This window comes from Stenotrophomonas sp. C-A (genome assembly GCF_054030835.1).
The window spans coordinates 2818700-2842728 of sequence record NZ_CM132916.1 but is presented as its reverse complement, the minus strand read 5'-3'; the positions used below and the strand labels follow the sequence as shown (position 1 = coordinate 2842728).

The window sequence follows — 24029 nt, the reverse complement described above, 5'->3', positions numbered from 1 at the left end:
CACCTGTAGTCCCTGGCAACTGATGTTGCCGCCGGGCATCCCGCCCGTCGGGTCACAACCGCTTACCGGACACCGAGGATCAGACAATGCTCATTCCAGGCTTCACGGCAGGCGCGCAGGCGCCGGCCGAGCTGCATACCCGTTGGTCGCCGTGGCGTGCGCTGCTTGGCGTACTGGCGCCACAGCAACGCACCAGCACAGAGAAGGCGATGACCGACCGCACCGAGCTGGAAGCGCAGGTGGCCGCGCTGCATCGCGTGCAGGCCGTCATCGAGTTCGCGCTCGACGGCACCATCCTGCAGGCCAATGACAATTTCCTGCAGGCGATGGGCTACCGCCTGGAGGAGATCCAGGGCAAGCATCATTCCCTGTTCGTCGACCCCGAGCAGGCGCGCAGCGCCGAATACCGCGACTTCTGGGCGCGATTGGGGCGTGGCGAATACGACGCCGGACAGTACCGCCGCTTCGGCAAGGGCCAGCGCGAGATCTGGATCCAGGCCTCGTACAACCCGGTGCTGGACCGCCAGGGGCGGCCGTACAAGGTGGTCAAGTTCGCGACCGACATCACCGCGCAGAAGCTGCAGGCGGCCGACTCGGCGGGGCAACTGGCCGCGATCGCCAAATCGCAGGCGGTGATCGAGTTCAGCATGGATGGCCGCATCCTGTCTGCCAATGACAATTTCCTGGCCGCCACCGGCTACAGCCTGGAAGAAGTGCGCGGGCAGCACCATTCGTTGTTTGTCGAGCCCGAGCATCGCAGCAGCGTCGAGTATCGCCAGTTCTGGGAGAAACTGGGGCGCGGCGAATATGATGCCGGCCAGTATCGGCGCCTGGGCAAGGGCGGGCGCGAGGTCTGGATCCAGGCATCCTACAACCCGATCCTGGACCTCAATGGCAAGCCGTTCAAGGTCGTCAAGTACGCCACCGATATCACCGCGCAGGTGCATGAGAACCAGGCCATGCAGCGCGCCGTGGCGCAGACCCGCGAGGTGGTGGCTGCCGCCAAGCAGGGCGACCTGACCCAGCGCGTGGCCACCGCCGACAAGAACGGGTCGATCGCCGAACTGTGCGAAGGCGTGAATTCGCTGGTCGAGGCGATGGCGGCCATCATCGGCCAGATCAAGTTCGCTGCGGACACCATCGCAGTCGGCGCGACTGAAATCGCACAGGGCAACAGCGACCTCTCGCAGCGCACCGAACAGCAGGCGGCCTCGCTGGAGGAAACCGCCGTGTCGATGAAGGGCCTGGCCGAGACCGTGCAGCGCACGGCCACCAACGCGCGCCAGGCCAGCCAGCTGGCCGGTGGAGCGGCCGACGTCGCCGCGCGAGGCGGCAATGTGGTGCACGAGGTGGTCGAGACGATGGCGGTGATCAATGCCTCGTCGCGGCGCATCGTCGACATCATCGGGGTGATCGACGGCATCGCCTTCCAGACCAACATTCTCGCGCTGAACGCAGCGGTGGAGGCTGCGCGTGCCGGTGAACATGGCCGTGGCTTCGCCGTGGTTGCCACCGAGATCCGCGAGCTGTCGCAGCGTTCGGCCAGCGCAGCCAAGGAGATCAAGCACCTGATCGATGAGTCGGTTGCCAATGTGGGCGCCGGCACGGCGCAGGTTGAGAGCGCGGGCCGCACCATGGATGAAATCGTGACCAACGTGCGCCGTGTCAGCGACCTGATGACCGAAATCAGCGCTGCCTCGCAGCAGCAGAGCGATGACATCCAGCAGATGAATCATGCGGTCGACCTGATCGATCAGGGCACCCAGCAGAACGCGGCCCTGGTCGAGGAGGCGTCGGCGGCGGCGCGCAGCATGGAAGAACAGTCGGCGCAGCTGCTGCAGACCGTAGCCAGTTTCCGCGTGCAGGGCGGGGCCGGGCACCGGCATGCAGCGGCGGTGCTGCACGCGGTCTAGGCGCGGCGTCCAGACCGGTCTTCCGTGGTGCCGGTGTCGCCGCGTACGCAGTTGCGACCGGCATGCTTGGCGCGATACAGGGCCTGGTCGGCGCGTTCGACCAGGTCGCGCGGATCGCGGTCTTCCCCCGGTGCCTGCCAGGCCACGCCGATGCTGATGGTGACGGTGGCTTCGGGGGCGGGCAGGGCTGCGGCTTCGACCGAAGCGCGCAGCCGTTCGCCCAGGCCCAGGGCGTGGGCGGCATCGGGCGAGGGCAGGGCGGCGATGAACTCTTCGCCGCCATAGCGGGCCAGCAGATCGTCACCCCGTTGCAGGCAGCCATCAAGAATGGCGGCCACCGACTGCAGGCGGCGATCGCCTTCCGGGTGGCCGTAGGTGTCATTGAGCCGTTTGAAGTGGTCGATGTCGATCATCAGTACCGCCAGCCCGAGCCCCTGGCGGCGCGCGCGGCCGCGGGCACTGCCGAGTGATTCGTCGAAGCTGCGGCGGTTGCCCAGACCGGTCAACGGATCACGCCGCGCCAGTGTTTCCAGCTCATCGCGCTGGCGCTGGATCTCCACCTGGCTCAGCACGCTGCGCAGGGCATAACCGAGCATGGCACCAATGAAGCCCACTGTGGCCAGGGTGGGCTGCAGGCGCGCGACCAGCAGCGCCACCATCAGCAGCAGCAAAGGCAGCATCAACGGCACGCCGGCGTCGACGATGCGGCGCAGGCTGCGCGATACCTGCACCGCCGGATAGCGGCGCTTGCTGCCAGCCATGATGGCCAGCACCACGAACAGCCCGCTGATCAGCAGGTCCCCCCAGTTGCCGTCAGGCAGCTGCGGTTGATAGGTGCTGATGTAGAACGCCAACAGGAAGTAGCCCAGCGCGTAGATCGCAAGTGTCCGGAAAAAATCGCGGCGGTCGGGATTGTCCTCGGCCAGGAAGCGGATCAGCGCGAAGCAGAACACCAGGCTGTTCTGTACGCTGCTCATGGCGTTCAGGCACTGCGTCCACAATGCGGTGTTGAAATGCGCCATCGCCTGCGTGTGCCCGTAGTACAACAGCCACAGCAACGCGATGATCAGCAGGTCCACCGCGCGGATGTAGCGGTTGCCGCCGCCCGGGCTGGCGGCCACGTAGGTCAGGGGAATCCGGTAGAACACGTACAGGATCAGCGAAGACACGGTCATCTGCGCAGGATCGAGGCCGGCCACATTGCGGTACAGCAGGGCCAGCAGGGCCAGCGAGAACAGGCCCACGGCAGCGCCAAGCGTCCGCCATTTGCAGGCTGCCTGGCGGCTGTCACGTGCACGCCGCACGCAGGCCAGTGCAGCCAGCAGCGGGGCGGTGATCAGCATCAGGTAGGAGCCGACCGGGTCCTGTGGACCGACAAAGGCAATGACGAGCGCGTGCGTGACCAGAAAAAACAGTGCCGCACGCAACGTCATGCATTCCCCCGCCCCCAGCTCCGGCTGGGATCACGATAGGCAGAAGCACGTGAGGCTTGCAAGAAAAGTGTGCGCTGCGTCTATTCCAAAGCTTGCCGGAAGTCGCATTTGTGTTTCAGCGTGGTGACGCCGAGCCTTCGACGCGGGCGTACATCCAGGCGCCCACCAGCGCCCAGCGCGGGTCCGTTGCGGTGGGCAGGTAAGCGGCGATCTGGCGTCGCAGTGCCCTTTCGGAAACATCGCCCCAGCCCCAGCTGGTGTGCCCGGTCACGCCCGGCAGCGAGAGATAACGGGACCAGGCGGCAGCGTCATCCACGTGCAGTGGACGCAGCCGGGCGGGCAGGGTAGCGGGGAGCGTGGGCAGCGCGGGTGTTGGCATCGTCGCCAGTTTCGGCGCCCGGGCCCTGAAAACGCAAAAGGCCAGGTCGGGGACCTGGCCTTTGATGCAGTGGTGCCGGTGAAAGGACTCGAACCTTCATGGGGTCACCCCCGGCTGATTTTGAGTCAGCTGCGTATACCATTCCGCCACACCGGCAGGCAGCGTGCGAGTGTAACCGAGGTCGGCACGGCTTTCATAGTGGGGAGGCCGATCAGGGCGCGTCCTGTCGGCTTCGGCCCAGTGGTGGCTATACTGCGGCGGCTTGAATGCCTCCAGGAGTGGTAGCCGATGACAGTGTTGCAGGACCTGAGGGTGCTGGTGGTCGAGAACGACGAGATGAGTGCCGCACTGCTGCAGATGCAGCTGGTGCATGCCGGTGCAACGGTGGTGGGTCTGGCCGCGAGCGTCGCTGAGGCACTGCGCCTGCTGGAGGCGTCGACCCCGGACGTTGCCCTGCTTGATTACCGCCTGGCCCGCAATGAGACCAGCGAGCCGGTGGCCGCGGCGCTGTCGGCGCGTGGCGTGCCGTTCGTGCTGGCCACCGGCATGCTGGCCGAGCAGCTGCCCGGGCCGATGCTGGCCGGCGTGCTGCTGGTCAAGCCGTATCTCTCGGCAGATCTGAGCCAGGCGCTGGTACGCGCAGTGGGCCGCGCCAGCGCCAGGGCCTGATTGGCGCATGCCGAAGCGGTGGGCGTATCCTGCCCGGGCCTGAATGCTCAGGCCTACAAGGAGAGTGGCATGAAGAAGTGGATCAAGCGCATGGTCGCTGCGGGTGTCCTTTCGATGGCGGTCTTCGGTGGTACGGCCTCTGCCGCGTGGTGCGGCCAGCCCTGTTTCCAGCTCTACAAGAGCTGTATCGCGCGGGGTGGTGAGGTCGAACAATGCCTGCAGGAACAGGCCTTCTGCGAAGAGGCGATGTGCGGCGGCAATCCCTGATCCATGAACCCCGCCCAGGCGGGGTTTTTCATCTGTGCGCGGTATTCAGCCGGCTTCTTCGTACACGTAGCGGATCTCTTCGCGGTCGTCGAGGATGCGGTACTGCCGCGCCAGATCATCCGGATCGGGATTGAGCCAGGCGTCGAGGTGTTCCCTGCGGATGGGAACGACGCCGCGGTCGTGGCCCGCAGCGGCGACGTCGTGCGGAGGCGTGTCGGTGATGGTGGCAAATGACAGCAGGCGACCTTCCGGTCCTTCCCATTCCGCCCACAGGCAGGCCAGCAGCAGATCGCGCGGGGGATCAGGCCGGAACTCCAGCACCACGTCCTGCTCCTTCTCATCGGCACCCAGCGTGCGGCCGGCGAAGGCGTGACGCGGTACGTGCTCATAGAACGCCTGCACCACCACCACGCCGTGGCGCAGCCCGAACGCACCGCGCCAATAGCCTTCCAGGCTATCGCGCCTCGCGTTGTAGGTGCCGGGATAGAGGATGTCGTTGCGCACCGGCTTGTCCGGCAGCCGGCACTGGTAGCGCATCGGCTTGATCACGCGTTTGCCGCCCTCGCTGACCATGACCGGTGCGTAGGTGCCAGGGAAAATGCGGTTGTCGCGCGGCAGCAGCTGCACCCGGTGCAGGTCTTCCAGCCGGGCCTGCGCACGATCGATGCGGTTGCCGGCTACGCGCAGGTCGTTGCGTGCCTTCTGGGTGGGGCGGGTCGCCAGCGTGGCGTTGGCGATATCGCGTCGCTCGCGCTGGCGGGCCAGCTCCGCTTCCAGATCCTGGCGCTCCTGCGCATGCCATTGCTGGATTTTCGCGACGATGTCGCGGCCCTTCTCGGTGCGCGCACCGGCGAAGCCGTCATCCATGGCCTTGGGAGTTCTGGGGCGCTTCTTGCCGGGATCGTGCGCGTACAGCTCCGCGAATTCTTCCAGCGACAGGATGGCGCCAAACTCGCGCACCAGCTTGGCGTAGTCGGCGCGGATCAGGGCGGAATAGCACATGGGAACTCTGCAGGCGCGGGTCGCAGCAGTTGCGACATGGATGAGGCAGGATAGCCCGACCTACAGGGAGAAAGCGCATGAATGATTCCGTCGCCTGCCAGTTCCGCGACGCCGTGCCCACGGTCGAGGACTATTGCCAGCTGCGTGTGCTGGCGGGCCTCAGTGCCAAGAGCCAGGAGGCGGCGGCACGCGCGCTGCCCAATACCCTGTATGGCGTGTGCGCCTACCAGGGCAACGAGCTGGTGGCGATGGGGCGCATCGTCGGCGATGGGGGCTGCCACCTGCAGGTCTGCGATATCGCCGTGTTGCCGCGCCTGCAGGGGCAGGGCCTGGGCAAGGAAGTGATGCGTCGCCTGGATGGCTGGATGCAGGCAAACCTGCCGCCGTCGGCATACGTCAGCCTTCTGGCAGATGGTGAAGCGCACCGGCTGTACGCGCAGTTTGGTTTCGCACCTACCGCACCTGCATCGATCGGGATGTATCGCCGGTTCTGAGGTGTGTCCAGGCTGAGGCCAGCCATGCGCGGCTCGGGCCTTCCCAGGAATCACAGGCAAAGAAAAACCCCGGCCGAAGCCGGGGTTTTAAAGAATTGGCGTCCCCACGGGGATTCGAACCCCGGTCGCCACCGTGAAAGGGTGATGTCCTAGGCCTCTAGACGATGGGGACGCACGAAAACTTCAAGTTGTAGATCCTTCGACGGCCTAATGTCGAAGTGGTGGAGCCAAGCGGGATCGAACCGCTGACCTCCTGCATGCCATGCAGGCGCTCTCCCAGCTGAGCTATGGCCCCAATGAAACTCCGGATGATCTGCCGGGAGCAGAGTCCGTTTTGAAACTGGCGTCCCCACGGGGATTCGAACCCCGGTCGCCACCGTGAAAGGGTGATGTCCTAGGCCTCTAGACGATGGGGACGCACGAAAAACTTCAATTTGTAGAACCTTCGACGGCCTAATGTCGAAAGTGGTGGAGCCAAGCGGGATCGAACCGCTGACCTCCTGCATGCCATGCAGGCGCTCTCCCAGCTGAGCTATGGCCCCGTGTTACCGAGCCGCCTATCATACCTGCGTGTTCACGTTTGTGGAAGCTTTTTTTGAGCTTTTTTCGTTCCGGTTCAACCGCGGCCACGAGGGCAGGGGAACCGCAAAGCCACTACCTGAATGCTGGTAGGCGGTGAACAAAAAAGACCCGGTTATCGGCCGGGTCCTCGTTGTTCGTGATGAGTGGCGTCCCCACGGGGATTCGAACCCCGGTCGCCACCGTGAAAGGGTGATGTCCTAGGCCTCTAGACGATGGGGACGCAATTCTCATCAATGTTCTTTAGCGACCTTTCGACGGCCTAATGCCGAAAGATTGGTGGAGCCAAGCGGGATCGAACCGCTGACCTCCTGCATGCCATGCAGGCGCTCTCCCAGCTGAGCTATGGCCCCACGTCGCTGAGGAGCGAAATAATAGCCTTGCCCCAGGGGGTTGGCAAGCATTTGTTGCACTTTTCTTCACGTGCGTTGCGAAGCCGATGTCAGTCGCCTTTCGCCTGTGCAACGTTGTCGGTCAGTGCCGCCAGGATCGGGCACTGGTCCAGCGTGCCGTGACCGGGGCAGGCGTCGACCAGCTGCGAAAGTGCGGTGTGCATGCGCTGCAGCTCGGCCATCCGTTGCGCGATGTCCTGCAGGCGGGCCTGCGCGGTGTCGCGCACGCTGCCCATGTCCTGCGAGTGCTGATCGCTCAGTGCGAGCAGCTCGCCGATCTCTTCCAGGCTGAAGCCCAGCGCCTTGGCGCGACGGATGAATCGCAGCCGGCGCAGATCCTGCTCGCCGAAGATGCGGTAGCCACCCGCCGAGCGGGCCGCGGTCGGCAGCAGCTGCTGTCGTTCGTAGTAGCGCACCGTATCGATCGGCACGCCCGCCTGGCGGGCCAGTTGTCCAATGTTCATGGCGGATTCCTGCGGATGCTGCCGGCCATTGTGAAGCCTGGAGTCTGGTCGAGAGTCAAGGCTTGGACCGGGTGCGCGCATTCAGCGCACTTTGCAACTTTCTTCATAGCCCCGCCGATGGGCCAGTTCCTACCCTTCGCCTGAACCGGCCGTTCGATGGCCTGCAACGAACCGAGGAGGTGGTCTGTGGAAGGATTCAGGAACGAAGGATTCGTCGAGATCGCGGTGGTTGAATACCCGGGAGGTGATCCGTCTGCCGCCTCCGTACTGGCCGAAATGGCGCACGTTGCCAATCGCCTTGCCCAGCAGCAGCGCCGGCCGTTCAAGCGGGTGCTGGTCACCCGCTGGATCGTGCCGGCCAGCCAGACCGGTGTGCATCGTATTGCGGGTGCGGAAATGCTCGATGCGGCCATCCCGGCTGTGATTGCGGTTCCCGGCCAGATCAGTGCCGGCGCGTGCCTGCGCGCGGATGAGGTGCTGCTGGACTGGCTGCGCGCGCACTATGACGGCGGCAGCCTGCTGGCCGCCGCCAGTGATGGCGTCAGCGTGCTGGCACGGGCCGGATTGCTGGCCGGGCGTACGGTCAGTGGCCCCGATCTCGGGCGCCATCCAGGTCTGCAGGCGCAGGCCGCGAGTTGGGTGCCGAGCGAGCGGGCGCTGGTGGATGACGGCGACCTGCTGACGGTCGGCGGGGGCCAGGCCTGGCGCTTCCTGGGCCTGCGGCTGCTGTACCGGCTGCATGGGCAGGGCGTGGCCAGTGCGGTGGCGCAGCAACTGGGCATCACCGTGCCCGCCACGATCCAGCAGGATCTGGAACGCTTCAGCGCCAACTTCGCACATGGCGATCGTGATGTGTTGAAGGCACAGCGCTGGTTGCACACCACAGCGGCACGCGGTGCCACCCTCGCCGCGATCTGCGAAGTCTCCGGGTTGGAGCCGCGCACACTGCAGCGGCGGTTCCTCAAGGCCACCGGCCTGCGGCCGATCGAGTACTGCCAACGGCTGCGCATCGCCAAGGCGCAGACCCTGTTGCAGCAGGGGGCGGGTATCGATGAGGTGGCCTGGGGCGTCGGCTACGCTGATCAGAGTGCATTTCGCCGGTTGTTCCTGCGCATCGTTGGCATGACGCCGGCGAACTATCGGCGTCACGTCAGCAGCAAGCGCCGCGAGCGGCCCTTGATGCCGTCGGTGGCGGGCAGTCTGCGCGGGCTGCAATCGCCGTCGGTGATGCAACTGGGGCGCAGCGCGGCCTGATGCGGGTAGCATCGTCGGGCTTGCAACCGGAGCGCGACACTTCGACCATGCCGTCAGTGGACGATTGAACAGGTGGTCTGATGTCGAGCGTTGGGCCGGTGCCGATGCCGGTGATATTGATTCTCGTGTGCGTAGTGCTGGCGATGGCCGTGGCGCGTCTTTGGCCACGCAGGAAGGACGGCATGCCGCTGCCTTCCGCACCCAGCATGGTTCTGGACATGCTGCTGGTGGGCCTGCTGTGTGGTCGCATCAGCTTCGTGGCCTTGAACTTCGCGCTGTATCGCGAGGCGCCGTGGAGCATTCTGCAGATTGCCGATGGTGGCTACCACCTGGTGGTTGTCCTGGTTGCGGGATTGGCATGGGGACTGTGGCGGTTGCGCCCATGGCGGGCGTTGCGCGCCCCGGTGCTGGGCGCGGCGTTGGCAGGTGTGCTGCTATGGGCGGGCGGCAGTCAGCTGTTGTCCGCCTGGCAGGAGCGGCAGATGCCCTTGCCGGTATTGCAGGTTGCTGATCTGCAAGGGGGAAGGGTTGATCTCCAGCAGTTTCGTGGCAAGCCACTGGTGCTGAACCTGTGGGCCAGCTGGTGTGGTCCCTGCAGGCGCGAGATGCCGGTCTTGGCAGCGGCACAGCAGGCACATGCGGACGTGCAGTTCGTGTTCCTCAATCAGGGTGAAACCCTTGAGGAGGTCCAGGGTTTCGTTGCGCGCGAACGGCTCCTGCTGGGCAACGTATTGCTGGACGATGACGCTGCGGCATCCACGGTGCTGGGCGTGCAGGCCTATCCCTCGACCCTGTTCTTCGACGCCGAAGGGCGCCTGCGTGAACTGCACCTCGGCGAACTGACGGCAGCTGGTCTTGAACACAAACTGCGCCGGCTGCGGTAGCCTGCGCGGGCATCTCACTACGGAGTTCCCATGTTGTCGACTTCCCTGCGCACCGCCCCGGCGGTGCTGTTGCTGCCGGTCCTGCTGGCATTGGCCGCCTGCAGCCAGGCACAGACGCCGCCGGGCAAGACCGCCGCGGCACCGGCAGCGAGCGCCACAGCCGCTGCCAACAAGGGCGATCGCCCTGCGGTGCTGAAGGGCATCGAGAAGCATGGGTTCGAGGTCGTCGCCGAATTCGATGCCCCCGGTGGCCTGCGAGGTTTCGCCGGCGTGGTCGGCGGCCAGCAGCCGGCAGCGGCCTATGTCACTGCTGATGGCAAGCATGTACTGGTCGGCAGCCTGTTCGATGCGGAGGGCAACGATGTAGCCGCTGAGGCCGTTGAGAAGCTGGTGGCCTCGCCGATGTCGGCCAAAATGTGGACCAAACTGGAATCCAGCGCCTGGGTACGTGACGGCAAGGCCGATGCGCCGCGCGTGGTCTATACCTTCAGCGATGCGAACTGCCCATACTGCCACAAGTTCTGGGAAGCGGCACGGCCGTGGGTCGATGCGGGCAAGGTGCAGCTGCGTCACATCATGGTCGGCGTCATCCGCGAGGACAGCCCGGCCAAGGCGGCGGCCATCCTCGCAGCCCGTGACCCGAGTGCAGCGCTGCTGCAGAACGAGCACGATTTTGATCGCGGTGGCATCAAGGCGCTGCCGAACATCAGCCGCGAAATTGCTGGCAAGCTCGATGCCAATCAGGTACTGATGATCGAAATGGGCTTCCAGGGCACGCCGGGCATTCTGTTCCAGGACGCACAGGGCCAGGTACAGCGTCGTGCGGGCCTGCCGCAGGGTGCCGATCTGCAGACGGTGCTTGGCCCGCGCTGAGTGGCGCCAGCCTCATGAAACATTGCACAGGCCCGCATGGCAGCATGCGGGCCTGTCGCATTCTGTGGCCGGCCTTCCGGTTGCAGGCCTGCGCAACGTTGGTTCATCGTCACGTCTGAATCGTGACTGACATCAAGCATCGCGCCTTGATTCCAATCAAGGCCAAAAACGACAGGCGGATTAGCCTGTGACGCATGGAATACAGCGTCACTGCGCGACGGATGCCGCGCTCGCCACGCCCTGATCAGGGTCGGCCGGCACAGCCATTCACGACATTCTCACTCCGTGCTTGTTACCCAGACCGCTGCGGTCGCCACCTCTTTGGCAGCGCGGCCTTGATGGAGTCGACGTCGGTGCGGGCAGGGCAGTGTCATCGTCCTGTTGCCTGCAGTGCGCAGGCTGGCCGCCGCCGTCGACGCAGTATCCGCATTTCCAGCAACGGCAACGTGGGGCCGGAGCCGCGCATGCGTGCGTTCGGCCTGCGAGATGAACATGGACGTCCAGGGAGGATGCAATGCGCGTGGCGGTACTGAGTCTGGCCTGCTTGACCGTATTGGCGATCACGCCGGCATATGCACAGGCTGATGACAAGGAGGACGCGCAGGCGCTGCGCCGTGAGATCGCGGCCATGCGTCAGGTACTGGAAGGCATGCAGCAGCGGCTGGATCGGCTTGAGCAGCGCAATGGCGCGGTTGCGCCTGCCATCGCGCAGATCCCTGCGCCTGCGACCGCACCTGCAGGCGCTACCCATCTGCTGCATCCCACCCAGGTGCCGGGCGTGGCACAACCGGTGCTGCCGCAGCGTGAATCTGTGGCCGACCCTTCCACCGCGGCATCGCGACCGGACAGTGCGGCCGGCCCAACCGACCCGGATCTGAAGGGGTTCTTCGCCATTCCCGGCACCGATACGGTGATCCGCATCGGCGGCTACGCCAAGCTCGATGCCATCGCCGATTCGCGCGCCGCCGGCGACGAAGATCAGTTCATTCCTTCGTCGATGCCAGTGGGCGGCCGTCATCGTGACGTGTCCAATTTCAACATCCATGCCAAGCAGACCCGCTTCAGTTTCGAGGCGCGGCGCCCGACCTCGCACGGGAACCTGCGCTTCTACCTGGAGAACGACTTCTTCGGCAGCAGTGATGGTTACGAATTCCGCCTGCGACACGCCTATGGCCAGCTCGGCAATACCTACGCGGGCTACGGCTATTCCAGCTTCATGGATCCGGACAGCCTGCCTGACACGCTGGATTTTGCCGGTCCGGGTGGTGCGGGCTATCTGCTGGTGGCCGGCATCCACCACAGCTTTGCGATGGGCAAGGGCAACACCCTGACTGTTGCCGCCGAAGATCCTAAGACTGAACTTGCCGGTGCCAGCGATGAGCGCGCGGCGGTGAACCGGCTGCCGGATGTGACGGTGACAGCGCGCATGGAGCGCGACTGGGGCCACCTGCAACTGGGCGCGGTGGCACGCAGCCTGGCCTATGACGGTGACGATGAGCGCGACCGGCGCATGGCCGGTGGCCTGCAGCTGAGCGGATCGGCGTCGGTGGGCGAGCGCGACCTGCTGCTGTTCGGTGCCCTCGGTGGGCGCGGCCTGAGCCGTTACACCGCTGACCTGACCGGCTCCGGGCTGGACGCGGTGGTCGGTGCCGATGGCCGCCTTGATGCGCTGGACCTGCACGGTGGTTTCGTTGGCTACACCCATTACTGGTCCGAGCTGTGGCGTTCGAACCTGATCGTCGGCCAGCTGACCCTGGAGCGGAATGCTGCACTGGCGACCGACGCATTCCGTCAGAGCCGCTACGGCGTGTTCAACCTGATCTGGAGCCCGGCACCGTCGTGGACGATGGGCATGGAGCTGCTGTACGGGCGCCTGGAACAGCAGGGCGGCGCGCGCGGCGACACGGTCCGGGTGCAGGGCAGCCTGCAATACAACTTCATCAAGTAAGCGCCAGCGGCGTTACGCCAGCGCAACCGTCCCCACGCCCGGCCGCACCGGGCTCATGCCAGTACAGGAGATTGTCATGGCAGAAGCAAAGAAAATCGGGGTGGTCGGAGCCACCTTCCTCGTCGCCGGCAACATGATGGGCTCAGGCGTGTTCCTGCTGCCCTCCAGCCTGGCCAAGATCGGTACCGCCTCGATCTGGGGCTGGTTGATCACCACCGCCGGTGCGCTGCTGCTGGCGTTCGTGTTCGCCAAGCTGGGCAAGCTGGCGCCCAAAGCGGGCGGTCCATACGCCTATGCGCGCGACTGGTTCGGGCCCTACATGGGCTTCCAGACCAATACGATCTACTGGTTCGCCAACTGGATCGGCAACGTCGCCATCCCGATTGCGGCGGTCGGCTACTTCAGCTACTTCTTCCCGATCCTGTCCGAGCCACTGGTGCGCTGCATCGCGGTGCTGGTGCTGGTGTGGGCGCTGAGCTTCGCCAACGTGATCGGCCCGGCCTTCGTCAGCCGCGTGCAGACGGTTACCACCAGCTTTGCGCTGGTACCGATCCTGGGCATCGCCATCTTCGGCTGGTTCTTCTTCGATGCCGACATCTTCAAGGGCGCGTACAACGTGTCCGGTGAATCCAACTTTGGCGCGATCTCCAGCGCCGCGGCACTGACTCTGTGGGCCTTCATCGGTGTCGAGTCGGCCTCGGTGACCGCAGGTGTGGTCGAGAACCCGGAAAAGAACGTGGCCCGTGCCACCCTGGCCGGCGTGTTCCTGGCCGCCATCGCCTACATTGCCAGCTCCTCGGTGATCATGGGCATGGTGCCCAACGGCGAGCTGCAGACCTCCGATGCGCCGTTCGCGCTGGCTGCGGCCAAGGCAGTGGGTGGTTGGGGCGGTGCGCTGGTCAGCCTGTGTGCCTTCATCGGCGCCGCCGGTTCGCTGGGCGGCTGGATCCTGCTGACCGCGCAGAGCGCCAAGGCAGCTTCCGACGATGGCCTGTTCCCGAGCATCTTCAGCAAGACCAACAAGGATGACGTGCCGGTCAAGGGCGTGCTGATCGTGGCCGTGCTGATGACCCTGGCGGTGCTGGTCACCTCCACCTCGGAAACCGCGTCGGCCCAGTTCGACGTGATCACGTCGGCGGCGGTGGTGCTGACCCTGCTGCCCTACATCTACTCGTGCGTGGCCTGCTACTTCGTGGTCGAACGCTCGCACACGATCATCCATACCGGTGCGTTCTGGACCCTGACCAGCCTGACCGTCGTGTACTGCCTGTGGGCTATCTACGGCTCGTCGGGAACCATCGTGCAGTACGCGTTCCTGTTCGTGCTGTTCATCACCGTGTTCTATCCCTTCTTCAGCGAGGAGCGCCGCCAGCAGCGGCAGCGCGCCCGCGAGGCTTCGGCGATCAGCGCCGGCGCCCAGCGTTCCTGAGTTAGACAAGGAGAATCAACGTGTACTTCAAGTCCCTGGACTATCCGGTCATTGTCATCGACAACGACTACGAGTCGCCGCGCATCGGCGGCATCCTGATCCGCGCCCTGGTGGAAGAGCTGCGCAGCAACGACCAGCGCGTGCTGTGTGGCCTGAACCTGGATGATGCCCGCGCCGGTGCCCGCACCTACGTGGCAGCGTCGGCGGTACTGATCTCGATCGACGGCAGCGAAGAAGTGGATGGCGAGTTCCAGCGCCTGACCGCCTTCCTGCGCGAGCAGAGCGCGCGCCGCGCCAACCTGCCGGTGTTCCTGTACGGCGAGCGGCGCACCATCGAGAAGGTGCCGAGCAAGCTGCTCAAGTACATCCATGGCTTCATCTTCCTGTTCGAAGACACCAAGAGCTTCATCTCGCGGCAGGTGATGCGCGCGGCCGAAGACTACATGAAGAACCTGCTGCCGCCGTTCTTCAAGGCGCTGATCCATCATGCGGCGGAGTCGAACTATTCCTGGCATACGCCGGGCCATGCCGGCGGCGTGGCGTTCACCAAGTCGCCGGTCGGTCGTGCATTCCATCAGTTCTACGGCGAGAACACCCTGCGCAGCGACCTGTCGATCTCGGTGCCGGAGCTGGGCTCGCTGCTGGACCACACCGGCCCGATCAAGGACGCCGAGAACGAGGCGGCGCGCAACTTCGGTGCCGACCATACCTTCTTCGTCACCAACGGCACCTCCACCGCCAACAAGATCGTCTGGCATGGCACGGTGGCGCGTGGTGACGTGGTGTTTGTCGACCGCAATTGCCACAAGTCGCTGCTGCACGCGCTGATCATGACCGGTGCGGTGCCGGTGTACTTCACCCCCAGCCGCAACGCGCACGGCATCATCGGCCCGATCAGCCTGGACCAGTTCACGCCGGAATCGCTGCAGCAGCGCATTGCTGCCAACCCGCTGGCCAGCCAGGCCTACCAGGCCGGTTCCAAGCCGCGCATCGCAGTGGTCACCAACTCGACCTACGACGGCCTCTGCTACAACGCCGAGAAGATCGCTGATGAGATCGGCAGCGCGGTCGATTTCCTGCACTTCGATGAGGCCTGGTACGCCTACGCCGCGTTCCATCCGTTCTACGAGAACCACTACGGCATGGCCAAAGGCAAGCCGCGTGAGCAGGATGCGATCATCTTCACCACGCATTCAACCCACAAGCTGCTGGCGGCGTTCTCGCAGGCGTCGATGATCCACGTGCGCAACTCGGCGCAACGCAACCTGGACGCCGAGCGCTTCAACGAGTCGTTCATGATGCACACCTCGACCAGCCCACACTACGGGGTGATCGCGGCCTGCGACGTGGCCTCGAAGATGATGGAAGGCGAGGCTGGCCGTTCGCTGGTGCAGGAGATGCACGACGAGGCGATCGCGTTCCGCCGCGCGATGCTGCACGTCCGTGACGATCTGGGCCGCGACGACTGGTGGTTCAGTGTGTGGCAGCCGACCCTGGTCGAGCGCAGCCTGGACAAGGGTGATACGCCGGCGCCGCTGGTGGCCAAACGCGAGGAGTGGTACCTGCAACCGGATGCCCATTGGCACGGCTTCGAGAACCTGGTCGATGACTACGTGCTGATCGACCCGATCAAGGTGACCCTGCTGACCCCGGGCCTGGCGATGGACGGCAGCATGGGCAAGCTGGGCATTCCGGCGGCGGTGCTCAGCAAGTTCCTGTGGGGTCGCGGCATTACCGTGGAGAAGACCAACCTGTACTCGGTGCTGTTCCTGTTCTCGATGGGCATCACCAAGGGCAAGTGGAGCACGCTGGTCACCGAGCTGATGGCATTCAAGGAGCTGTATGACCGCAACGCGCCGCTGAGCCAGGCACTGCCGACGCTGGCGGCCGACTATCCCAATGCCTACGCCGGCTGGGGCCTGCGTGACCTGTGCGATGCACTGCATGCGTTCAACCAGGAATTTGCGGTGGCCAAGGTGATGCGCGAGATGTACGTGGATCTGCCGACCCCGGTGATGACCCCGGCCGATGCCTACAACCACCTGGTCAAGGGCGAGATCGAGCGGGTCGACATCGAGCAGCTCAGTGGCCGCGTCGCCGCGACCATGCTGGTGCCGTACCCGCCGGGCATTCCGACCATCATGCCGGGCGAGCGCTTTGGCGACAGTGACGAGCCGATCATCCAGTCGCTGCGCATCGCCCGCGAACAGAACGCTCGTTTCCCGGGCTTCGAGTCGGACGTGCACGGGCTGATCATCGAGCAGGAGGGTGATGCGGTTTCGTACAAGGTGGAGGTGCTGAAGGCCTGACCGGCAACGGTCGGTCGTTCGGCGGACGATGGATACCGCGCGCGAGCAACGCATCCTGAAGTTCTCCATCGGGGTCACCCTGGCGGTGAGCACGGTCGGCTTCGGCGGTGGCCTGCTGGTGGGATCGCAGGCCATCCTGTTCGATGGCGTGTACAGCCTGGTCGACGTCGCGCTGACCCTGGTGTCGTTGTCGGTGCTGCGGCTGGTGGCGCGGGAGCAGAGCCCGCGCTTCCAGTACGGCTACTGGCACCTGGAGCCAATGGTCGAGGCACTCGGTGGGGTGATCCTGTCGCTGGCCTGCGTGTATGCGCTGGCCAACGCGGTGATTGGCTTGACCACGGGCGGGCATGAAGTGAAATTCGGGCCCGCGCTGTGGTGGGCGGCACTGCTGAGTGCCAGCAACCTGGCGATGGCGCTGTTTGTCGCCCAACGAGCGCGGCATCTGCGCTCGGCGCTGTTGTGGCTGGACGTGCGTGGCTGGCTGCTGGGTGGGTTGATGAGCCTGGCGGTGGTACTGGCCTTCGTACTGGCCCTGGCCCTGCAGGGGGGCGAATGGCACCACTGGGTGCCGTACCTGGATTCGATCGTGCTGGCGTTGATCAGCCTGGCGGTGCTGCCGGTGCCGGCGCGCAGCGCGTGGAAGGCCATGCGTGAAGTACTGCAGGTGGCGCCGGATGATCTGGACCGGCGCGTGCAGCAGGTGATGCAGGCATTCGTGGCCGAGCGCGGTTATGCCGGTTTTACCAGTCACGTGGCGAAGATGGGGCGGATGCGCTTCATCGAGATCCATGTGCTGGCCGACCCGGGTACGCCGCTGGGGTCGGTGGGCGAGGTTGATGCGATGCGCGATGAGATCGCGGTGCGGCTGGATGCGCGCGGCAGCACGTTCTGGCTGACCATCGATTTCACGGCAGACCCGGCGTGGACGTGAGCGGGGAACGGTAGAGCCGAGCCCATGCTCGGCTGCCATTCGCGCAGCGCAGCCGAGCACGGGCTCGGCTCTACACGTCGGCGTGATCGTTGCGCGTGGCAGACCGGTCTGTTGCACCGGATCCGTTTGACCTCAACCTGGGTTGAGGTCACAGACTGCCTGCAACCCCCACGAGGCGCGCGGCATGAACCTGCTGACCACACCGGACCTCAGCCATGGCCTGCTGGAGCTGTTCAATCCTCCCGGCCTCTACGACCCTTCCGCCAACGGGTACTCACACGTGGCGGTGGTGCGCCTGCCAGCACGGGTGATCCATGTCGCCGGGCAGGGCGGTGAAGATGCCCAGGGCCGTCTCTCGCCCAGTTTCGAAGACCAGGTCGGGCAGGCGCTGGACAACCTGCAGACCGCGCTGCGCTCGGTGCAGGCAAGCCTGGCTGATGTGGCGCGGTTGCGCATCCTGGTGGTGGACCACGACGAAGACCGGCTGGGCATCATCGCCCATCAGGTGCGGCGGCGCTGGCCGAACCGCGCCGCGCCCACCTGCACGCTGATCCCGGTGCCGCGGCTGGCGCTGGACGGCATGCTGTTCGAGATCGAGGCGGAGGCTTATGCCGCCTAGCGCAGGTAGTACTCCACCGGCACCACCAGCTCCTGCGGTGCCTTCAGTTCATCGGGAATGGGCGGCAACGGCTGCGCGCGACGGAAGGTCTGCAGCGCGGCGTCATCGAGCATCGGCTGGCCACTGGACTGCTCCAGCCGCAGCGCCAGCAGGCGACCTTCGCGGTCGATGCTGGCCCTGACCCACGCAGTGCCCTGCTGCCGGCGCGAGCGCGCGGCGGCAGGGTAGTAGCGGTAACGCTCCAGCCGCGCCATCAGGCGGGCTTCCCACTGGTCGCTGGCGGCGCCGGCCTGGAAGTCTGCCGGTGGCGCGTCTGGAGCGGGCGGCGCGGCCGTGATCGATGCCGGTGCGGGACTTGCATCGGTCGCGGCCGCAGGCGGGGCGACTGGCAGTGGCTGGCGGCCCGTCCCACCCGTTTCGCTGGCGGCCAGCTCTCCCTCGCGCGCCGCCGTAGGCTTGGGCGGCGGCGGTGACTTCGTGGGCTGCGAGGCGCGGGCCTGCTGCGCCTGGCTGGGGGTTTCGGCCTGGCGCTCCTCTACCGGCTGTGGCGGCGTGGCCGGTGCCAGCAGGCGCAGGCTGATGCGCACGTCCTGCTCCGGCGGTGGCAGCATCGGCGGCATTGCGACCCAGTGCACCAACAGGAGCAGTGGCAGCAGGTGCAGGACGACGGTGATCGCGATCGCCTGCCAGTGTTGGCCACGCTCACTCATCGTCCAGCACCCACAGCAGATCGGCATCTGCCGCATCGACGGTTTCACCCGGCGAAGCCAATGCGATCACCAGCGCAGGCGTATCCGGTGACAGGTAGCCCGGTACACCGGTACCGCGCATTACATGCCAGCGACCTGCTACCAGCAGCGCCGGCGCGGGCGCATCGAGCAGCACCCGCGCCATGCGCGTATCGCGGGCCTGTTGCACGGCCAGCATCCCTTCCAGCATCGGTGCCGCGTCTGCGTGCTGGGCAAGCACCACCGCCGACAGGCGCTGGCGGGCAGCGGCCACCGGGAACCGCACGCCCTCGGTCGAGGCCAGCAGCGCGTTGACCTCGGCACGCGACAGGTTGCCGCCGAACAACGGCGTGCCTGCATCGGCAGCCTCCCGTACCAGCCCGCCATACGCGGCCCACGGCCAGCGCGTATCCCAGCCCAGCAGTTCCTGCAGGCGTGCACCTTCGGCCTGGTTGCCCTTGGCCAGCCAGCGCTGCACCCGCTGCAGGCGTGGCTGGCGCTCGCTGGCGATCATTTCCAGCACCAGTGAACCTTGCGGGCGCTGCCGCTGCAGGGCCTGCAGCAGCCAGCGCTGGGCGGCGTGGTCTCCGGCGAGATCATGGCGTTCACCCAGCAACAGCCGCTGGGCGTCCGCCGCGCGTGTCACGAATGCGGCTTCGTCCAGGTGCTGGCCAGTGGCCAGGTCGATCACTGTGCCGGGCACCGGCTGCGCGCCAGCCACTGCGGCCAGCGCGAGCAGGCACACGGGCAGCCAGCGGCGGCTAGAACGCCACATTGACGCCCATCGAGACGGTGCGGCCACGGCCGTTGCCGCGGTCCAGGATCGGGCTGAAGATGCTGTCGATCGAGGCATTGTTGTCATAGGACTTGTTCTGCAGGTTTTCGATGTTCAGCCACAGCGTGGTATTGGCCTGTGGCTTGAAGCTGGCGTAGAAGTCCAGCAGCACACCGGTGCCGCCGGTCTTGCGGGTCTGGAAGAAGTCGTAGCCTTCCTCGGTGGGCCCGGAGTACTCGGCGCGCAGGCCGGCCTGCACGCGCTGCTGCCACCAGCGGCCGCCTACGTCCAGCGTCCAGTAGCGGTCCGGCAGGGCGGTGATGTCTTCCAGGTTGACGAACTCGATGGCCGGTGCGCTGGTGCGCGAGTGGGTCCAGCTGAGCGTGGCGTGGTAGTGCTCGCTGGCGTAATGCGCCTCCAGCTCGATGCCGCGCATGCGCACGACGCCGGGATGGTTCATCCAGCGGGTCGTGGCGGTGAAGTCATCTGCATCCAGCACATCGGTCCAGGCATTGAGCTGCGGATCGCTGTCGATCGGCACCACCAGCGGTTCCATTTCCGGCGGATGCACGATCAGCAGGTACTGCGGCTTGATGTAGTCGCGGATGCGGTTGTCGAAGCGGGTGATGCGTAGCTGTGCCAGGTCACCGTCGACCAGCAGCGAGTCGGTGCTGAGGTTGGCGCCGAACTGCAGGTTGCGCGAGCGCTCGCGGCGCAGGAACGGATTGGCGCCGATGCCGTCGGCGACGCTGGCGTCCTCCAGCGGGATCTTCTCGAAGAACATCTCCTGCACGCGCGGCGGCCGTGATGTGCGCGAGACCTCGGCAAACAGCTGCAGCCAGTCGGTGGCCTGCAGTGAAACCGCCAGGCTCGGGCTGAGTGCGCGCTCGCTGCGACGCACGTCGATGTCGCCGCCATTGATCTCCGCGCACTGGCCGGGTACATCCGAGCACACCGGGATGTGGCCACGGATGCCGAAGCGGTCCTGGCGCAGGCCGGCAGTCAGCGCGTAGATGTCGTACTGCAGCTCCAGCGTGCTGAACACGCTGTCCAGCTGGCTGCGACCCTGCGGGTTGGCACCGCGCAGGATGGGCGTATCGGCCACATAGATGTCCGACTGGTGCTTGATGCCGGTGTTCCAGCGCGCCTGCAGTGCGCCGATGTCGAAGCGGCTGGTGTTGTCCACGGTCCAGCTGCTCAGGCTGCTGTGGGTACGGCGGCCGATGTAGCTGGAATCTTCCACCGGCGGATAGAACAGCCGGGTCTTGTTGCTGGCGAATGTCGCACGCAGGTCGATCCACGGCGTATAGGGCGTGTAGTGGTAGCTGGCGCGCTGGTTGCGCGCAGAAATCTGCCACGGGTAGTTGTGGTAGAAGTCGTTTTCGTAACGCATGTGGCTCAGGTCCAGCCGATGCTGGTCGCTGGGCTGCAGGCGCGCTTTCAGCAGCCAGCTGCTGGGCTGCTGGCTGCCCGGGTCGGCGTTGTTCTTCTGCCCACGCGCGGTCGCGTATTCGCTGCTGCGGCTGCTGCTGGCGGCGGCCAGCAGGCCGAACTGGCGGTCGCCACCTTCTTTGCTGTGGCGCCATGCACCGGCGAAGGTGCGGCCGCTGCCATAGCCGTTGTTGCCATGGCGATAGCCGGCGCGCAGGCCCCAGTCACGGCCCTCACCCAGCAGATCGTCGATATCCAGGGTGCGGAAGTTGGCACTGCCGGCCAGCGTACCAGCGCCGTCACCGCCAGCGACCGCACCGCGCTGCACGTCCACACCGGCCAGCAGGAAGGGATCGACATAGGCGAACGGACCGCCCGAACCATGTCCGGCATTGTTGCGGAAGGTCTGGGTGACACCGTCGATCATGGTGTTGACCCGGCCGGCACCGGTCATGCCGCGGATGTTGACCTGCAGGCCCGGCTGGCTGCGCGAATGGAAGCTGTGGGTGCCGGGCATCGAGCGCAGCAGGCTGTTGCCTTCCTGGCGTTCGGCCATCGCCACGCGCTCGCTGCCGACCGAGGGCGCAAAGCCATCGCGGGTGGCTGGTACATACTGGCTGGCGCCGGCACCCGGTGCATGGCCGTGCGCGGTAGTGCCCTGCACCCGCAGCGGGCCGGTGCGACGGCTGCCATCGGCGCGTTCAGCCGGCGCCGGCTCCAGGGCGGCGCGACGCGCATCGACGAAGCGCGGTCGCAGGCCGCTGCCTGCCAGCAGGCGCGACAGGGCCTGCGCATCGTCGAAGTCACCGCGCAGAGCAGGGGCCGAATGACCGGCAGGCAGCGCCGCGCCGATCACCAGATCGACACCGGTCAGCCGGCTGTAGGCGTCCAGCGCGGCCGCCAGCGGCTGGGCGGGCAGATCGTAGGTACGTGTGGCGGTCTGTGCGTGGGCACTGCCGGGCAGCAGCGGAAGGGCGCTGGTGCAGGCCAGCGACAGGGCGAGGACAAGGGGGCGGGGGCACAGCATCGGGGGCTCCAGGGGCTGACGCAGAGCGTCGTCATCCTGGGTAGACGCCGTCGCAGGCCGGATGTCAGGGTCCATCACGCTGTTCCTTGCGTGGCGGCAGCCACACCTGTATGCCCGCGCCGAGGCGCAGCACGCGCACCTGCAGTTGCGTGGCCAGCTGGTCGCGATTGCGGGCTGCACCGTCGGCACTGCCGAGCAGGGTGACCGGCTGCTGGCGCAGCTGCTCGCCGACGACCCACGTGTGCCCGCCATGCCAGCGGTCCAGGCCCTGCGTGACGTCGGCCAGCGGGGCCGAGACCCAGTGCAGGCGCCGCTCGCGCCAGGCCAATGTTCCGGGGGCAGCCGCTGTTGCATGGGCTGTTGCCTGCCCATCGAAGCGCAGCTGCTCGCCGTCGTCGGCCAGCATGCTGACGTTGCCGCTGTCCACGCGCACGCGATGCTCGGTAACGGTGACCACACTGCTGTTGCCCTGCACGGCAAGATCGAATGCGGTCCCCAGTGCGGTGACGGTGCCCTGTGGGGTATGCACCTGGAAGGGCCGGTCGGCATCGGCGGCGACCTGGAACCAGGCCTGGCCGCGCTGCAGCTGAAGCTGGCGGCGCTGCCCATCGATGCGCACCTTCACTTCGCTGCCGGGTGACAGCAGGACATGCGAACCATCCGGAAGAGTTTCCTCGCGGATCTCGCCAGTGGCCGTATGCAGTACCTGCGCCACGGGTGGCGAGGCATGGCGGCTGTAGAGACCCAGCGCGCACAGCAACAGAACCGCAATGCCGGCTTCGCGCAGGCGACGGCGTTGCCTGCGCTGCTGTTGCCGCTGCAGGCTGGGCAGCGTCGCACCGGCCTGCCACAGGTGCTGCAGATGCTGGTACTGCGCAGCATGTCGGGGGTCGGCCTGGTACCACTGGTCGAACGCGTTCTCGTCGCGGTCACCGTCGTGCCCGTCCAGCCACCAGCGTGCGGCTTCGCGCGCGATCGCGTCCTGGCTCATGCGCCGGGCACCTGCTGCAGGGCGACGAGGGCGCGCAGCAGATGGCCGTGCGCGGTCTGCCGGCTGATGCCCAGCTGGCGCCCGATCTCGGCCAGTGCCAACTGTTCCACCCGCGCCAGCAGGAATACCTGGCGCGAGCGCGGTGGCAGCGCGGCGATGATCGCGTCGAGGTGGCGCAGTTGTTCGGCGTCGAGCAGTCGCTGCTCGGGCAGCGGCGCAGGATCGGCGATGGCATTCAACTGCGTGTCATCCAGCACCTCTTCGCGACGGCGCTGGCGTTGCCGGTAGTGATCGGCGATCAGGTTGTGGGCGACGCGGTACAGATAGGCGCGGCCATTGCTCAGCAGGCCACTGGTGGCGACTTTGACGACACGCAGCCAGGTTTCCTGGACGACGTCATCAGCGTCGCTGCGTTGCGGGAGTTTGCGGCGGACATGGGCGTGCAGCGGCCGGTAATGGGCCGCGCACAGCTGCGCGACATCCGTCGGTTCGACAGGCGTGGACACGGGGCGGGCGACAACTGGGAAAGGGAACAGCCCGCGGCGGCAAGGGCAGCGGCTGCACCTTACAGCAAAAGAGAATCATTTGCATCTATGGCATGAGGCGCAGCATGCATGGGCCACCGCGGCGTCAGCGCGGGCGATAGTCGCAGTGGATCTGCAGGGCTTCGGTGGGATTGTGATGCAGCTCGAAGCCGCAATGCTGCAGGCTGCGCTTCACCCGCGCGACCGCTTCGGCATGATGGGCGATGCGATGATCCTGCCAGCGCGGTGGGGTGAACACGCCCAGGGGCAGCAGCCGCAGCCGCTTGCCGTGCAGTACCAGTGAGACATCGATATGACGGCCATCGATGTCGTGGCCGTTGGCACCGAAGATGGTATCGATCTCATCGCGGCGCTGCGGGTAGCAGGTGCGAAACACCGCAATGCCGAGCCGTCGCACCACGCGGCGGAAGCCACCGAGACGGCTGTGGCTGGGTTCGAAGCCACGAGTGAGCAGCAGGCGCAGCCCGGCAGGCAGCATTGCCTGCGCGTCGAGCAGGCGTTGCAGTACCTCTTCTTCCAGTTGGATGCGGGTGGAGGGCCAGCGCGGGGCGATGAGCAGTCCGTGGTGGCTGCCGCGTTGCAGGGTCAGCATCCATGAAGCTTCGCACGCGGGCGAACAGCCAGGGTAGTGCCGGCCGCTGGCCGGCAAACCTGTTCTCCCGTCGAATGCCGACCAGCGGCCGGCACTACCAT

Annotated in this window: 22 protein-coding genes and 7 tRNA genes; 12 read left to right on the top strand and 17 right to left on the bottom strand. The window is 66.2% G+C overall.

From position 1 onward, the window contains the following. The first annotated feature begins 86 nt into the window (after window positions 1–86). A complete protein-coding gene (locus tag ACW5IY_RS13335) occupies window positions 87–1913 on the top strand; it encodes a methyl-accepting chemotaxis protein (protein WP_049436350.1) in 1827 nt (608 codons plus the stop codon). Here the strand turns inward: ACW5IY_RS13335 and ACW5IY_RS13330 are convergent. From ACW5IY_RS13330 to ACW5IY_RS13320, 3 genes are all read right to left on the bottom strand, one after another. Beyond that, window positions 1910–3346 (bottom strand): GGDEF domain-containing protein, encoded by a 1437-nt coding sequence (locus ACW5IY_RS13330; protein WP_049436349.1) that lies wholly within the window; start codon window positions 3344–3346, stop codon window positions 1910–1912. The genes ACW5IY_RS13335 and ACW5IY_RS13330 overlap by 4 nt on opposite strands. A 115-nt stretch (window positions 3347–3461) precedes the next feature. Beyond that, entirely contained in the window at window positions 3462–3725 is a 264-nt protein-coding gene (locus ACW5IY_RS13325) for a hypothetical protein (protein WP_192840216.1), read from the bottom strand. 70 nt (window positions 3726–3795) lie between these two features. Further along, window positions 3796–3881: transfer RNA gene (locus tag ACW5IY_RS13320), tRNA-Leu, on the bottom strand. Between the two features lie 132 nt (window positions 3882–4013). Between ACW5IY_RS13320 and ACW5IY_RS13315 the strand changes: the two genes are divergently transcribed. After that, window positions 4014–4394 (top strand): response regulator, encoded by a 381-nt coding sequence (locus tag ACW5IY_RS13315; protein ID WP_019336514.1) that lies wholly within the window; start codon window positions 4014–4016, stop codon window positions 4392–4394. Window positions 4395–4463: 69 nt separating this feature from the next. After that, window positions 4464–4661 (top strand): hypothetical protein, encoded by a 198-nt coding sequence (locus ACW5IY_RS13310; protein ID WP_010484956.1) that lies wholly within the window; start codon window positions 4464–4466, stop codon window positions 4659–4661. Between the two features lie 45 nt (window positions 4662–4706). Here the strand turns inward: ACW5IY_RS13310 and ACW5IY_RS13305 are convergent, their stop codons facing one another. Further along, on the bottom strand, window positions 4707–5663 hold the full coding sequence (locus ACW5IY_RS13305; RefSeq protein WP_049436348.1) for an SOS response-associated peptidase family protein: 957 nt from the start codon (window positions 5661–5663) through the stop codon (window positions 4707–4709). Window positions 5664–5740: 77 nt separating this feature from the next. On the opposite strand from ACW5IY_RS13305, the gene ACW5IY_RS13300 reads away from it, so the two are divergent. Then, entirely contained in the window at window positions 5741–6157 is a 417-nt protein-coding gene (locus ACW5IY_RS13300; protein ID WP_043403080.1) for a GNAT family N-acetyltransferase, read from the top strand. Between the two features lie 96 nt (window positions 6158–6253). Here ACW5IY_RS13300 and ACW5IY_RS13295 read toward each other — a convergent pair. From ACW5IY_RS13295 to ACW5IY_RS13265, 7 genes are all read right to left on the bottom strand, one after another. Next, window positions 6254–6329: transfer RNA gene (locus ACW5IY_RS13295), tRNA-Glu, on the bottom strand. Between the two features lie 47 nt (window positions 6330–6376). Beyond that, window positions 6377–6452, bottom strand: a tRNA-Ala gene (locus ACW5IY_RS13290). A 46-nt stretch (window positions 6453–6498) separates the two neighbouring features. Continuing rightward, a tRNA-Glu gene (locus ACW5IY_RS13285) sits at window positions 6499–6574 on the bottom strand. A gap of 49 nt (window positions 6575–6623) precedes the next feature. After that, a tRNA-Ala gene (locus ACW5IY_RS13280) sits at window positions 6624–6699 on the bottom strand. Between the two features lie 184 nt (window positions 6700–6883). After that, window positions 6884–6959 (bottom strand) — tRNA-Glu (locus ACW5IY_RS13275). A gap of 54 nt (window positions 6960–7013) precedes the next feature. Then, window positions 7014–7089, bottom strand: a tRNA-Ala gene (locus ACW5IY_RS13270). A gap of 89 nt (window positions 7090–7178) precedes the next feature. After that, window positions 7179–7592: a heavy metal-responsive transcriptional regulator gene (locus ACW5IY_RS13265; protein ID WP_049433666.1), complete on the bottom strand. Its 414-nt coding sequence runs from the start codon at window positions 7590–7592 to the stop codon at window positions 7179–7181. Between the two features lie 186 nt (window positions 7593–7778). On the opposite strand from ACW5IY_RS13265, the gene ACW5IY_RS13260 reads away from it, so the two are divergent. The 8 genes from ACW5IY_RS13260 to ACW5IY_RS13225 all read left to right on the top strand — a co-directional run bounded on the left by ACW5IY_RS13260 (window position 7779) and on the right by ACW5IY_RS13225 (window position 17839). Beyond that, on the top strand, window positions 7779–8846 hold the full coding sequence (locus ACW5IY_RS13260; RefSeq protein ID WP_019336511.1) for a GlxA family transcriptional regulator: 1068 nt from the start codon (window positions 7779–7781) through the stop codon (window positions 8844–8846). An 80-nt stretch (window positions 8847–8926) separates the two neighbouring features. Next, complete coding sequence (locus ACW5IY_RS13255) at window positions 8927–9730, top strand: TlpA disulfide reductase family protein (protein ID WP_049433665.1); 804 nt, start codon at window positions 8927–8929, stop codon at window positions 9728–9730. A gap of 30 nt (window positions 9731–9760) precedes the next feature. Then, on the top strand, window positions 9761–10603 hold the full coding sequence (gene dsbG / locus ACW5IY_RS13250; RefSeq protein ID WP_010484982.1) for a thiol:disulfide interchange protein DsbG: 843 nt from the start codon (window positions 9761–9763) through the stop codon (window positions 10601–10603). Between the two features lie 514 nt (window positions 10604–11117). Beyond that, entirely contained in the window at window positions 11118–12551 is a 1434-nt protein-coding gene (locus tag ACW5IY_RS13245) for a DcaP family trimeric outer membrane transporter (protein WP_049433664.1), read from the top strand. A gap of 76 nt (window positions 12552–12627) precedes the next feature. Next, window positions 12628–13980: an arginine/agmatine antiporter gene (gene adiC / locus ACW5IY_RS13240; protein WP_049433663.1), complete on the top strand. Its 1353-nt coding sequence runs from the start codon at window positions 12628–12630 to the stop codon at window positions 13978–13980. Window positions 13981–14000: 20 nt separating this feature from the next. Next, on the top strand, window positions 14001–16289 hold the full coding sequence (locus ACW5IY_RS13235; RefSeq protein WP_049433662.1) for an Orn/Lys/Arg family decarboxylase: 2289 nt from the start codon (window positions 14001–14003) through the stop codon (window positions 16287–16289). Between the two features lie 28 nt (window positions 16290–16317). Then, complete coding sequence (locus tag ACW5IY_RS13230; protein WP_010484991.1) at window positions 16318–17220, top strand: cation diffusion facilitator family transporter; 903 nt, start codon at window positions 16318–16320, stop codon at window positions 17218–17220. Between the two features lie 184 nt (window positions 17221–17404). Beyond that, window positions 17405–17839, top strand: coding sequence for a RidA family protein (locus ACW5IY_RS13225; protein ID WP_049433661.1), 435 nt, complete (start codon window positions 17405–17407; stop codon window positions 17837–17839). Here the strand turns inward: ACW5IY_RS13225 and ACW5IY_RS13220 are convergent. The 6 genes from ACW5IY_RS13220 to ACW5IY_RS13195 all read right to left on the bottom strand — a co-directional run bounded on the left by ACW5IY_RS13220 (window position 17836) and on the right by ACW5IY_RS13195 (window position 23928). Continuing rightward, a complete protein-coding gene (locus ACW5IY_RS13220) occupies window positions 17836–18549 on the bottom strand; it encodes an energy transducer TonB family protein (RefSeq protein ID WP_010484995.1) in 714 nt (237 codons plus the stop codon). The genes ACW5IY_RS13225 and ACW5IY_RS13220 overlap by 4 nt on opposite strands. After that, entirely contained in the window at window positions 18542–19342 is an 801-nt protein-coding gene (locus ACW5IY_RS13215; RefSeq protein WP_049433660.1) for a ChaN family lipoprotein, read from the bottom strand. The genes ACW5IY_RS13220 and ACW5IY_RS13215 overlap by 8 nt, the downstream gene beginning before the upstream one ends. Further along, window positions 19329–21800, bottom strand: a complete 2472-nt coding sequence (locus ACW5IY_RS13210) for a TonB-dependent receptor (RefSeq protein WP_049433659.1) — start codon at window positions 21798–21800, stop codon at window positions 19329–19331. The genes ACW5IY_RS13215 and ACW5IY_RS13210 overlap by 14 nt, the downstream gene beginning before the upstream one ends. 64 nt (window positions 21801–21864) lie before the next feature. Beyond that, the gene (locus ACW5IY_RS13205; RefSeq protein ID WP_049433658.1) at window positions 21865–22791 is read right to left on the bottom strand and encodes a FecR family protein; all 927 of its coding nucleotides are present in this window, start codon (window positions 22789–22791) and stop codon (window positions 21865–21867) included. Continuing rightward, window positions 22788–23297: an RNA polymerase sigma factor gene (locus tag ACW5IY_RS13200; RefSeq protein WP_043402056.1), complete on the bottom strand. Its 510-nt coding sequence runs from the start codon at window positions 23295–23297 to the stop codon at window positions 22788–22790. Before ACW5IY_RS13200 ends, ACW5IY_RS13205 begins: the two co-directional genes overlap by 4 nt. Before the next feature lie 124 nt (window positions 23298–23421). After that, window positions 23422–23928 carry a hypothetical protein gene (locus tag ACW5IY_RS13195; RefSeq protein WP_049433657.1) on the bottom strand — a complete coding sequence of 169 codons (507 nt, stop codon included), beginning with the start codon at window positions 23926–23928 and terminating at the stop codon, window positions 23422–23424. Window positions 23929–24029: the final 101 nt, after the last annotated feature.

Bases quoted from the DNA above. Each gene is read 5' to 3' on its own strand.
- ACW5IY_RS13335 (WP_049436350.1), top strand. From the start codon at position 87: ATGCTCATTCCAGGCTTCACGGCAGGCGCGCAGGCGCCGGCCGAGCTG.
- ACW5IY_RS13330 (WP_049436349.1), bottom strand. From the start codon at position 3,346: ATGACGTTGCGTGCGGCACTGTTTTTTCTGGTCACGCACGCGCTCGTC.
- ACW5IY_RS13325 (WP_192840216.1), bottom strand. From the start codon at position 3,725: ATGCCAACACCCGCGCTGCCCACGCTCCCCGCTACCCTGCCCGCCCGG.
- ACW5IY_RS13315 (WP_019336514.1), top strand. From the start codon at position 4,014: ATGACAGTGTTGCAGGACCTGAGGGTGCTGGTGGTCGAGAACGACGAG.
- ACW5IY_RS13310 (WP_010484956.1), top strand. From the start codon at position 4,464: ATGAAGAAGTGGATCAAGCGCATGGTCGCTGCGGGTGTCCTTTCGATG.
- ACW5IY_RS13305 (WP_049436348.1), bottom strand. From the start codon at position 5,663: ATGTGCTATTCCGCCCTGATCCGCGCCGACTACGCCAAGCTGGTGCGC.
- ACW5IY_RS13300 (WP_043403080.1), top strand. From the start codon at position 5,741: ATGAATGATTCCGTCGCCTGCCAGTTCCGCGACGCCGTGCCCACGGTC.
- ACW5IY_RS13265 (WP_049433666.1), bottom strand. From the start codon at position 7,592: ATGAACATTGGACAACTGGCCCGCCAGGCGGGCGTGCCGATCGATACG.
- ACW5IY_RS13255 (WP_049433665.1), top strand. From the start codon at position 8,927: ATGTCGAGCGTTGGGCCGGTGCCGATGCCGGTGATATTGATTCTCGTG.
- dsbG (WP_010484982.1), top strand. From the start codon at position 9,761: ATGTTGTCGACTTCCCTGCGCACCGCCCCGGCGGTGCTGTTGCTGCCG.
- ACW5IY_RS13245 (WP_049433664.1), top strand. From the start codon at position 11,118: ATGCGCGTGGCGGTACTGAGTCTGGCCTGCTTGACCGTATTGGCGATC.
- adiC (WP_049433663.1), top strand. From the start codon at position 12,628: ATGGCAGAAGCAAAGAAAATCGGGGTGGTCGGAGCCACCTTCCTCGTC.
- ACW5IY_RS13230 (WP_010484991.1), top strand. From the start codon at position 16,318: ATGGATACCGCGCGCGAGCAACGCATCCTGAAGTTCTCCATCGGGGTC.
- ACW5IY_RS13225 (WP_049433661.1), top strand. From the start codon at position 17,405: ATGAACCTGCTGACCACACCGGACCTCAGCCATGGCCTGCTGGAGCTG.
- ACW5IY_RS13220 (WP_010484995.1), bottom strand. From the start codon at position 18,549: ATGAGTGAGCGTGGCCAACACTGGCAGGCGATCGCGATCACCGTCGTC.
- ACW5IY_RS13215 (WP_049433660.1), bottom strand. From the start codon at position 19,342: ATGTGGCGTTCTAGCCGCCGCTGGCTGCCCGTGTGCCTGCTCGCGCTG.
- ACW5IY_RS13210 (WP_049433659.1), bottom strand. From the start codon at position 21,800: ATGCTGTGCCCCCGCCCCCTTGTCCTCGCCCTGTCGCTGGCCTGCACC.
- ACW5IY_RS13205 (WP_049433658.1), bottom strand. From the start codon at position 22,791: ATGAGCCAGGACGCGATCGCGCGCGAAGCCGCACGCTGGTGGCTGGAC.
- ACW5IY_RS13195 (WP_049433657.1), bottom strand. From the start codon at position 23,928: ATGCTGACCCTGCAACGCGGCAGCCACCACGGACTGCTCATCGCCCCG.